This window comes from Actinotalea sp. JY-7885, assembly GCF_014525465.1.
In the GTDB taxonomy this organism is placed as follows: domain Bacteria; phylum Actinomycetota; class Actinomycetes; order Actinomycetales; family Cellulomonadaceae; genus Actinotalea.
In genome coordinates, this window is record NZ_JACEXH010000129.1 from 1 (window position 1) to 9,788 (window position 9,788).

9 protein-coding genes, 1 pseudogene and 1 riboswitch are annotated in these 9,788 nt (G+C 75.8%); of the genes and pseudogenes, 5 read left to right on the top strand and 5 right to left on the bottom strand.

What is annotated here, in order from left to right; genetic code table 11:
* A pseudogene (locus IDM29_RS11905) lies at positions 1–488 on the bottom strand (hypothetical protein); the annotation flags it as partial.
* 179 nt (positions 489–667) lie between these two features.
* Between IDM29_RS11905 and IDM29_RS11910 the strand changes: the two are divergent.
* Together IDM29_RS11910 and IDM29_RS11915 are read left to right on the top strand one after the other, a co-directional pair.
* Positions 668–2,185 carry an SDR family NAD(P)-dependent oxidoreductase gene (locus IDM29_RS11910; RefSeq protein ID WP_188037564.1) on the top strand — a complete coding sequence of 506 codons (1,518 nt, stop codon included), beginning with the start codon at positions 668–670 and terminating at the stop codon, positions 2,183–2,185.
* 290 nt (positions 2,186–2,475) lie between these two features.
* Positions 2,476–4,257, top strand: a complete 1,782-nt coding sequence (locus IDM29_RS11915) for a DEAD/DEAH box helicase (protein ID WP_182114152.1) — start codon at positions 2,476–2,478, stop codon at positions 4,255–4,257.
* 27 nt (positions 4,258–4,284) lie between these two features.
* Here IDM29_RS11915 and IDM29_RS11920 read toward each other — a convergent pair whose 3' ends face one another.
* The 4 genes from IDM29_RS11920 to IDM29_RS11935 form a co-directional block, all read right to left on the bottom strand.
* Positions 4,285–4,947 carry a DUF305 domain-containing protein gene (locus tag IDM29_RS11920; protein ID WP_182113899.1) on the bottom strand — a complete coding sequence of 221 codons (663 nt, stop codon included), beginning with the start codon at positions 4,945–4,947 and terminating at the stop codon, positions 4,285–4,287.
* 23 nt (positions 4,948–4,970) lie between these two features.
* Positions 4,971–5,603 carry a DUF3105 domain-containing protein gene (locus IDM29_RS11925; protein ID WP_182113898.1) on the bottom strand — a complete coding sequence of 211 codons (633 nt, stop codon included), beginning with the start codon at positions 5,601–5,603 and terminating at the stop codon, positions 4,971–4,973.
* Between the two features lie 50 nt (positions 5,604–5,653).
* Positions 5,654–6,283 (bottom strand): PilZ domain-containing protein, encoded by a 630-nt coding sequence (locus IDM29_RS17705; RefSeq protein ID WP_182113897.1) that lies wholly within the window; start codon positions 6,281–6,283, stop codon positions 5,654–5,656.
* Between the two features lie 61 nt (positions 6,284–6,344).
* On the bottom strand, positions 6,345–6,893 hold the full coding sequence (locus IDM29_RS11935; protein ID WP_182113896.1) for a cob(I)yrinic acid a,c-diamide adenosyltransferase: 549 nt from the start codon (positions 6,891–6,893) through the stop codon (positions 6,345–6,347).
* A gap of 73 nt (positions 6,894–6,966) precedes the next feature.
* Positions 6,967–7,042: riboswitch (cobalamin riboswitch) on the top strand.
* Between the two features lie 104 nt (positions 7,043–7,146).
* Here IDM29_RS11935 and IDM29_RS11940 point away from each other — a divergent pair.
* The 3 genes from IDM29_RS11940 to IDM29_RS11950 all read left to right on the top strand — a co-directional run.
* Positions 7,147–7,866, top strand: coding sequence for a hypothetical protein (locus IDM29_RS11940; RefSeq protein WP_182113895.1), 720 nt, complete (start codon positions 7,147–7,149; stop codon positions 7,864–7,866).
* An 8-nt stretch (positions 7,867–7,874) separates the two neighbouring features.
* On the top strand, positions 7,875–8,948 hold the full coding sequence (locus IDM29_RS11945) for an energy-coupling factor transporter transmembrane component T (protein ID WP_182113894.1): 1,074 nt from the start codon (positions 7,875–7,877) through the stop codon (positions 8,946–8,948).
* A partial coding sequence (locus IDM29_RS11950; protein WP_188037565.1) for an ABC transporter ATP-binding protein occupies positions 8,945–9,788 on the top strand: 844 nt, incomplete at its 3' end. The genes IDM29_RS11945 and IDM29_RS11950, both read left to right, overlap by 4 nt.

Here is a 9,788-nt window from a genome sequence, read left to right on the forward strand (position 1 = left end):
GGCGCGAGCGGCGCCGGCTCGGGCGCGCACCACGCGCTGAGGTTGCGCAGCAGCGCCGCGGCCGAGGCGCCCGGCGTCAGGTCGGCGGCCACGACCGCGGTGCGGCCGTGCTCGCCCTCGGCAAGGACCCCGCAGACGGCCCCCGCGGACGTCCGGACGAAGGGGGCGGCCGTCCCGGTCACGCCCAGGTGGGCGCCCAGCGTGCCCTCCAGGTCGCCGACCCAGGCCCCGAGGTCCTGGTCGGTGACACCGGCCGCCGCGTCGAGCCGCAAGGGGCCCGGCTGGGGCGGGACGGGCACGACGTCGATGCCGCGCGCGGCCAGCAGCGCGACGACCTCGGGGTGCCAGGGGTCCGCCCCGACGACCAGCAGCCCGGCGCCGCGGCCCAGCCGCGTCGCCACCTCACCGTCCGGCGCCCGTCCGGGGCCCAGGACGACGACGTCCGGAACCGCGGCCTGCGAGCTGTCGGTGCTGGTCGTGGCGGCCATGGTGCTCCTCACCGGGTGGTGGTGCAGGACGGGTGCTCGTGCAGCGTGACACCGCTGGGTTACTGGTGGGTAACGGCACGCTAGGGGCGCGGGATCGGGGGGTCAACGATGCGGTGCGTACAGTTGTCCGGGCGCTCTCCGGCCGATCCGGGCGCCGCCACCGACCGAGGACCACCGCCGTGCAGCGCACCACCACCCCCACCACGTCCCCCGCGACCCCGTCCGCGAGCTCCCCCGACGCGATCGAGCCCACCGAGCTCGCCGCGTGCCTCGACGTGCTCCGGCGTGCGGAGCAGCTCCCCGAGGACCACCCGGACGCCCTCGCGCTGCGACGCGCCACCGCCCGCCTCTTCAAGGCGGTGAAGAAGCAGCGGCGCCTGGACCGCCGCGCCGCCGTGAGCGCGCAGGACGCCGCCGTCGTGGCCGCGACCGCCACGGGCAGCCCGCAGCGCATCGACGACGAGACGGCCGGCCTGCCGCTCGTGTCCCAGACCCGCGGCGCGAGCGCCGGCACCCTGCTGCGACCGCGCGCCTGCTACATCTGCAAGGAGCTGTACAGCCAGGTCGACGCGTTCTACCACCAGCTGTGCCCGCAGTGCGCCGCCCTCAACCACGCCAAGCGCGACGCGCGCACCGACCTCACCGGGCGCCGCGCGCTGCTCACCGGCGGCCGCGCCAAGATCGGCATGTACATCGCCCTGCGGCTGCTGCGCGACGGTGCCCACACCACCATCACGACCCGGTTCCCCCGCGACGCCGTGCGCCGGTTCTCCTCCATGCCCGACGCGCACGAGTGGATCGACCGCCTCACGGTCGTCGGCATCGACCTGCGCGACCCGGCGCAGGTCGTCGCCCTCGCCGACGAGGTGGCCGCGGCGGGTCCGCTCGACGTGCTGATCAACAACGCGGCGCAGACGGTGCGCCGGTCCGCCGGCTCCTACGCACCGCTCGTCGAGGCCGAGAGCGCGCCGCTGCCCGACGGCCCCCTCCCGCGCCTGGTGACCTTCGACCACGCCAGCGACGCGCACCCGGCAGCCCTCGTGCGCTCGGTCGGCACCACCGCCGTGGCCCACCACGACGACGACACCAGCACCACCGAGGGGGCCGACCGGCTCACCGCCGCGGCGCTGCGGGCCGGCTCGACGTCGCTCGAGCGCCTCACGAGCGGCGCGAGCGGGACCATCGACGCGGGCGGCCTCCTGCCGGACCTGCACGACACCAACAGCTGGGTCGCCACGGTCGACCAGGTGGACCCCCTCGAGATGCTCGAGGTCCAGCTCTGCAACGAGACGGCGCCGTTCATCCTCGTCAGCCGCCTGCGTCCCTCGCTCGCGGCCTCGCCCGCGCGCCGGACGTACATCGTCAACGTCTCCGCCATGGAGGGCGTCTTCTCCCGCGGCTACAAGGGCCCCGGGCACCCGCACACCAACATGGCCAAGGCCGCGGTCAACATGCTGACGCGCACGAGCGCCGCCGAGCTCGCGCGGGACGGCATCCTCATGACCAGCGTCGACACGGGCTGGATCACGGACGAGCGCCCGCACCCCACGAAGGTGCGCCTCGCCACGGAGGGCTTCCACGCCCCGCTCGACCTCGTCGACGGCGCCGCGCGGGTCTACGACCCGATCGTGCGCGGCGAGGCCGGCGAGGACCTCTACGGCGTCTTCCTCAAGGACTACAAGCCCGCGGGCTGGTAAGGGTGGGCACAACCCCGGAGGCTTGTGTCGTCGGGGGTGGCGGGCGTCACGGCCGCGAACCCGGACGCCGCGCCGGTCGACCGGTAGGGTGGACCGCGAATCCCCAGGAGCACGTCGCCCTTCCCTGTGTGTGACCGCCGACATCGGCGGCTGTGTGCAGCCGGCCCAGAGCCGGCCGATCGAGAGTTCGGGACAGCGACGGACGGCCCCGCCGACACGGCGAGGCACCGCCTGGACCCACCTCGACCGATGCGGACACCGTGACCACGACTGCCTCCTCGCTGCCTGCCATGCCCTCGAACGCCCCGGCAGCCCCCTCCGAGTCGCGCGAGCTCGACCTCGTCGACCTCGGCCTGCCCGAGCCGCTCCTGCGCGCGGTGCTCGACCTCGGCTTCACGCGCCCCACGCCGATCCAGCAGGCAGCCATCCCCGCCCTGCTCGCCGGGCGCGACATCACGGGCGTCGCCCAGACCGGCACGGGCAAGACGGCGGCGTTCGGCCTGCCCCTCCTCGCGGCGGTCGACCCGGACCTCGGCCAGGTGCAGGGCCTCGTCCTGGCCCCCACCCGCGAGCTCGCCATGCAGGTGGCCGATGCGCTCGAGACCTTCGCCAAGCACCTGCCGGGCGTGAGCGTCGTCGCCGTCTACGGCGGCTCGCCCTTCCTCCCGCAGCAGCGCGCCCTGGCCCGCGGCGCCCAGATCGTCGTCGGCACGCCGGGCCGCGTGATCGACCACCTCGAGCGCCGCACGCTGCGGCTCGACGCGATCAACTTCCTCGTCCTGGACGAGGCGGACGAGATGCTCCGCATGGGCTTCGCGGAGGACGTCGACAACATCTTCGCCCGCGCCCCCAAGGAGCGTCAGGTCGCGCTGTTCTCCGCGACGATGCCGCCGCCGATCGTCCGCGTCGCCGCGCAGCACCTCAAGGACCCGGTGCAGATCGCCACGTCGCGCCAGGCGTCGACCGTCGCGAACGTCAAGCAGACCTTCGCCGTCGTGCCCTTCCGCCACAAGATCGGCGCCCTCGCCCGCGTCCTCGCGACGTCGGACGCGGACGCCGCGATCGTCTTCACCCGCACCCGGGGCGCCGCCGAGGAGGTGGGCGTGGCGCTCGCCGAGCGCGGCATCTCCGCCGCGACCATCTCGGGCGACGTCGCGCAGAAGGACCGGGAGAAGCTCGTCGAGCGCCTGCGCTCCGGCAGCCTCGACGTGCTGGTGGCGACCGACGTCGCCGCGCGCGGCCTCGACGTGGAGCGCGTCGGTCTCGTCGTGAACTTCGACGTCCCGACCGAGCCGGAGGCCTACGTCCACCGCATCGGGCGCACCGGCCGCGCCGGGCGCACCGGCACCGCGCTGACCTTCGTCACCCCCAACGAGCAGGGCCGGCTCCGCGCGATCGAGCGGACCACGCGTCAGCGCCTCGAGGAGGCCTCCATCCCGACGCCCGCCGACGTCTCGGCGCACCGCGTCGCCAAGATCCTCGGGCGCACGGGCGAGCGCATCGAGGCCGGCCGCCTGGACATGTACCGCACGGCGGTCCGCGAGTTCCTCGCGACGTCGGACGTCGACGCGGCCGAGCTCGCCGCCGTCCTGGCCGCGCTGGCCGTCGGCGACGAGGGCCCCATGCCCGCCGACGAGATCGAGGCCGCGCCGCTGCAGCAGGCACGCGGCGCGCGCAGCGACGACGGACGGGTCTCCTTCACGAGCGAGGAGCGGGCGCGCACGGCCTCCCTGCGGCCCACGCGCGGCACCCGGTACCGGGTCGCGGTCGGCCACACCCACGGCGCCCGCCCGGAGGCGATCGTCGGTGCCCTGACCGGCGAGGGCGGCCTCAGCGGCAAGGACCTCGGCAAGATCGACATCTTCGCGAGCTTCAGCCTCGTGGAGATCGACGCCACCCTCTCCCCCGAGGCGTTCCGCCGCATCGGCGGCGCGCGCGTCGCCGGCCGGCCGCTGCGCATCGCCGTGGACGAGGGCCCGCGTGTGCGGTCCGCTGCCCGGGCCACGGCGCACCCCGGCACCAAGCACTCGGGTCCGCGTCGCCCCGCCCCGGCGCGCGCGCCGCGGGTCTGAGCGCCGGGCGGACGTCGCCGGCCGACCCTAGAGGTCGGCCGGCGGCCCGCCCCGCTCGTCGAGCATCTGCTCGAGGAGCGTGATCTCGGCCGCCTGGGACGCGACCACGGCCTCGGCCAGTCGGCGGACCTGCGGCTGCGTCGCGCGCTCCGTGGCGACCTCGGCCATCGCGACGCCGCCCCGGTGGTGCGGGATCATCAGCGCGAGGAAGAGCCGGTCCGCCTCCGCGCCGTCGGCCGCCTCGAGCCGCGCCAGCTGGTCGGAGGTCACCAGGCCCGGCATCCCGCCGTCGGCGGACTGCCCGCCGTGCTCGTGGTCGCCCGCCCACGCCATCGGCGGCGCGCTCGACGTCGGGCTCAGGCCCCACGTCGCGAGCCAGCCGAACATCTGCCCCTGCTGGTGCCCCTGCGTGACGAGGATGTCGAGCGCCAGCTGCCGGACGGCAGGGTCCTGGCTGCGGTCGCGGACCAGCACCGCCATCTCGACGGCCTGCCCGTGGTGCACCGACATGTCGCGAGCGAACCCCGCGTCCACCGAGCCCTCCACGGGCGCGGCCGGGCGCAGCAGCGAGCCGCCCGCGAGCAGGCCGATCGCGGCGCCCGCGGCGAGGGCCACCACGGCGACGGCGACCAGGACGACGCGGCCCACGCCAGCACGCGCGGGCGCGGCCGCGGGCGCGTCAGCACTCACGATCAGCACTCACGATCCGGCGCTCACGCGCCCATGCCGCCCGTGCACGCGGCGCCGGGCTCGAGGGTCTGCGGCCCCTGCAGGTACTTGGTGAGGAAGACGCCGACCCGCTCGTCCGAGGCCGAGTCGACCTCGAGCTGCAGCCCCCAGGCCGAGAGGGTGACGGGCGCGGCGACGTCGTCGCGCGGGCTCACCAGCACGTAGGGGTGACGATCGGCGAGCGCCTCGAGCTGGGCGACCTCGTCGCCGGCCAGGTCGGGCGCGTAGGTGATCCAGACCGCGCCGTGCTCGAGCGAGTGGACCGCGTACTCCTCGACCACCGGCTCGGAGTAGAAGCCGCAGTTCTGCCACGTCGGGTGGTGGTCGCCGCCGACGGGGGGCGACTGCTCGTACTCGACGTCCTCCTGGACGTGGTTCGCGGAGGGCACCTCCACCTCCGCGATGCCCTCGATCGGGCGGTTCGCCGCCGCCTCGACCTCGGACTGGCGCCGCTGCTCACCGGAGATCAGGACGATCGCCGGGACGATGAGCGCCAGGGCCACCACCACCGAGATCCCGATGATCAGGCCGTTGCGACGGCGCTCGGCGCGGCGCTGCTGCTCCTGGAGGGCGGCGAGCTGGGCGCGCCGGTCGTCTCGGGTGGATGCCTTGCTCACGTCGCTCCTGGGGCCGGCTCGGTCGTTGACGCGTCAGAATACGTGACGCGTCAACGATCTTCGGCGGCGCGCTGCGCCAGGAGCCGGCGCTGCTCCTCGAGCACGAAGCGGAACAGCTCGTCGGTCTCCCGCTCGGAGACGTCGACGAGACGGCAGCCCACGGCCGTGGCGCCGCCGATCTCGTGGCCTCGCAGGACCTCGAGCTGCAGGTCGAGGGGCACACGCGTGGCGTCGAGGCGGAAGGTGAAGCGGGTGCCCTGGTCCAGCGGTTCCGCGAGACGCACCCGGACGCCGGTGGCGCTGACGTCGATGAGGACGCCCTGGACGTCCGGCTCGGCGTCCTCACCGGTGCGCGCGGGAGGCCCGACGGGGTGCAGGGTGACCGGGATGCTGGTCGGGACGCGGACGGCGGAGCGCATCTGCACGGTCTCGCGCAGGACGAGGTCGCAGAGCTCGACCCGTCGCTCACCGGAGGCGACGACGACGGCGTCGAAGGTGCAGGCACCGCGCACGGAGCTGAGGACCTCGAGGAGCACGGCGTCGCCGTCCTGGATCCAGCCGCCCGCCTCGTGGTCGACCTCCACCTCGGCGCCTGTGCCCCAGTGCTCACGCACGAAGCCCTGGACGAGCAGCTCGCCCTCGGTGGTGCGGATGCGGCACGGGTCCAGCTCGAACGCCACGCGACCCCCTCGCTGCGCCGCGGAGGCGCCGGCGCGCCTCGGTCGGCGCCGACTCTAGTGGTCAGTCGTGGCTCGCCGCCTCGTCCACGCCACGGGCGGCGTAGCGCGCGAGCACGAACACCAGGTCCGAGAGCCGGTTCAGGTACTGCAGCACGAGCGGGCTGACCCGGTGACCCGCGTCCTGGGCGCGCACCACGTTGCGCTCCGCGCGCCGCACCACCGTGCGCGCGTGGTCGATCGCCGCGGCCAGGGGCGTCGCGCCCGGCACGACGAAGACGGGGCGCAGGGGGTGCTCGCGGACGAGCTCGTCGATCAGCCCTTCGACGCGGTCGACCATCTCCTGGGTCACGAGCGAGATGCCGGGCTGCAGCCGGTCCCGGTGGGCGGGGTTCGTCGCGAGGTCCGCGGCCGCCACGAAGAGCTCGCGCTGGCGCTCGAAGAGGAGGGTCGCGAGGCGTTCCTCGGTGCACGCCGCGCGCGCGACGCCGAGCAGCGAGACGGCCTCGTCGACGTCGCCGTAGGCGTCCACCAGCACGTCCGCCTTGGAGACGCGGCTCCCGAGGAAGAGGCCCGTCGTGCCGTCGTCGCCGACCTTGGTGTAGATGCGCATCCGTCGATCCTGCCGGAGGCGAGGCGGTACCGTGTGCAGGCCGCCACCAGGCGGTGCACGACGTCCTGCAGCCAGGGGAAGCCGGTCCGAGTCCGGCGCTGACCCGCAACCGTAGGTCGGACCACGCGGTCCGGCGAGCCGGAGCACCTGGTGCAGGCCGAGAGGCTCCACCCGTCGAGGCATACGGGACGGAGCCCGGTCGCCTCCCTGGAGCGTGCCGGGTCCGTCACGGACCACTCAGGAAGAAGGCACCATGACCACCCTCGCCCGCTCCGGCGCGCCCCACGTCCTCCCACGCCGGCACGCCGCCCGCGCGGCGGCAACCGGCTCCGTGCTGCTCGGCACGGCCCTTGCCGGCCTGCTCGGCGCCGCGTCCGCGTCGGCCGTCGCACCGACGGCGCTCCCTGCGGGGGCGTGCACCGACGACACGGGCATCACGGTCGTCGTCGACAAGACCGACCTCGGCGGCGAGGTCGAGGTCGGCTGCGCCCCGCAGGCCGCGACCGGCACGGAGGCGCTCCAGGCGGCCGGCTTCACCGACACGCGCGACGCCGCGACGATGATCTGCGCGATCGACGGCCTCCCGGACCCCTGCCCGACCGAGTTCACCGGCTCGTACTGGGCCTACTGGACGGCCTCGGCCGACGGCGGCTGGGAGCAGGCCCAGGTGGGCTCCGACCAGGCGGTCCCCGCGCCGGGCGGCATCGAGGGCTGGCGGTACAACGACGGCGCCGAGCCCCCGACGCTCGCCCCGGCGGACGCCGCGACCGCCGACGACGCCGCGGACGCCGTGGACGACGGCGCCTCGGTCACCACGACGCAGGGCGAGCCGGCGCAGGACGAGGGTGCCGGCGACGGGTCCGGCGTCCCGCCGACCGTCGTGGCCGGGATCGGGGTCGTCGCCGTCCTCGGCGCCGCGGCGTTCGTGGTCGCGCGCCGGCGCTCGCCGCACGGTCCCGCCGGCCAGGACTGACCACGACGATGCACCCGCTCGCCTGGTGGGCGTGGGCTCTGGGGCTCGCGGTCGCCGCGACGCGCACCACCAACCCGCTCGTGCTCGGGCTGGTGCTGGCCGCCGTCGTGCTCGTGGTCGTGGCGCGGCGGGAGGACGCGCCCTGGGCGCGCGCCTTCCGCGGCTACCTCCTGCTCGGCGGGTGCATCGTCGCCGCCCGCGTCCTGTTCTACGTCGTGGTCGGCATCAAGGCGCCGGGCCCGGTGCTCCTGGACCTGCCGCGCCTGGCGCTGCCCGGCTGGGCCGTCAACGTGGAGCTGCTCGGGCCGATCACGCTCACGGGCCTCCTCACGGCCGGGTACGCCGGGCTGCGCCTCGCGACGCTCGTCGTGTGCGTCGGGGCGGCGAACGCCCTCGCCAACCCGCGCCGTGCCCTGCGTTCGCTGCCCGCGGCGCTGCACCAGGTCGGCACGGCCGTCGTCATCGCCGTGAGCGTCACGCCCGCGCTCGTGGCGTCGGCGGCCTCGGTGCGCCGGGCGCTGCGCCTGCGGGGCCACGACGCGCGCGGGCTGCGAACGCTCGCGCGTACCGCGGTCCCCGTGCTCGCGGACGCGCTCGACCGGGCCATCGCGCTCGCCGCCTCCATGGACTCGCGGGGGTACGCGCGGGCGGTGGCCGGCACCAGCGACCGGCGGGTGTCCGGGCTGCTGCTCCTCTCGCTGGTCGCCGCGGCGGTCGGCACCTACGGGCTCCTGGACGGCACCTCGCCCCCGTGGCTCGGGGTCCCGGTGCTCGCGGCCGGCGCCGTGACCGCGACCGTCGGTGGCGTGCTCGCCGGCCGCCGCGTCTCGCGCACCCGCTACCGCCCCGACCCGTGGCGGACCCCGGAGACGCTCGTCGCGGGCTGCGGGCTCCTGGCCGCTGCCGTCCTCGTCGCCGTGACGGCGAGCGACCCCTCGGCGCTCGACCCCTCGCTGCAGCCGCTCGGCTGGCCCGCGCTGCCTCCCGTCGCGCTGCTGTGCGCCGCCCTGGCCGCAGCGCCCGCCGTCCTGGGGACCACCGCGCGGGACGCCCGCCCCGTCGCCGGCACGGTGACCCCGTGATCCGGCTCGACGGCGTCACCGTCACCTACCCCGGGGCCTCGCGCCCGAGCCTCGTCGACGTCGACCTGAGCGTCGGCGAGGGCGAGCTCTGCCTCGTCGTGGGGCCCACCGGCGCCGGCAAGTCGACGCTCCTGCGCGCCGTCGCCTCGCTCGTCCCGCACTTCACCGGCGGCCTGCTCGAGGGCACGGTCGTCGTGGCGGGCCGGGACACGCGCACGCACCTCCCGCGCGACCTGGCGGACGTGGTGGGCGTCGTCGTCCAGGACCCCGCGACCGGCTTCGTCACCGACACGGTCGAGGAGGAGCTGGCCTACGGCATGGAGCAGCTCGGCGTGCCGCCGGAGGTGATGCGCCGCCGCGTCGAGGAGGTGCTGGACCTGCTGGGGCTGGCTCCCCTGCGCGCGCGCCCGCTCGCCGACCTCTCCGGTGGGGAGCAGCAGCGCGTCGCGATCGGCGCCGTCCTGACGAGCAACCCGCGCGTGCTGGTGCTCGACGAGCCGACGTCGGCCCTCGACCCGACGGCGGCCGAGGAGGTGCTCGCGGCGCTCACCCGCCTCGTGCACGACCTCGGCCTGACGGTCCTGCTCGCGGAGCACCGGCTCGAGCGCGTGGTGCAGTACGCGGACCGCGTCGTGCTCGTCTCCCCCGACGGCACCGTCACCGACGGGCGACCGCAGGACGTGCTGCCCGGCTCGCCCGTCGCGCCCCCCGTCGTCGAGCTGGCGCAGGTCGCCGGGTGGTCGCCGGTGCCGCTGTCCGTGCGCGACGCGCGGCGGCTCGCGGCACCCCTGCGCGAGCGGCTCCTCGACGCGGAGCCGGGGCTCGCGGCCGGCACGCCCG

What these genes read in the sequence shown, in the direction of transcription:
- IDM29_RS11915 (WP_182114152.1), top strand. Translation starts at nt 2,476, where the DNA reads ATGCCCTCGAACGCCCCGGCAGCCCCCTCCGAGTCGCGCGAGCTCGAC.
- IDM29_RS11935 (WP_182113896.1), bottom strand. Translation starts at nt 6,893, where the DNA reads ATGCGCATCTACACCAAGGTCGGCGACGACGGCACGACGGGCCTCTTC.
- IDM29_RS11940 (WP_182113895.1), top strand. Translation starts at nt 7,147, where the DNA reads ATGACCACCCTCGCCCGCTCCGGCGCGCCCCACGTCCTCCCACGCCGG.
- IDM29_RS11945 (WP_182113894.1), top strand. Translation starts at nt 7,875, where the DNA reads ATGCACCCGCTCGCCTGGTGGGCGTGGGCTCTGGGGCTCGCGGTCGCC.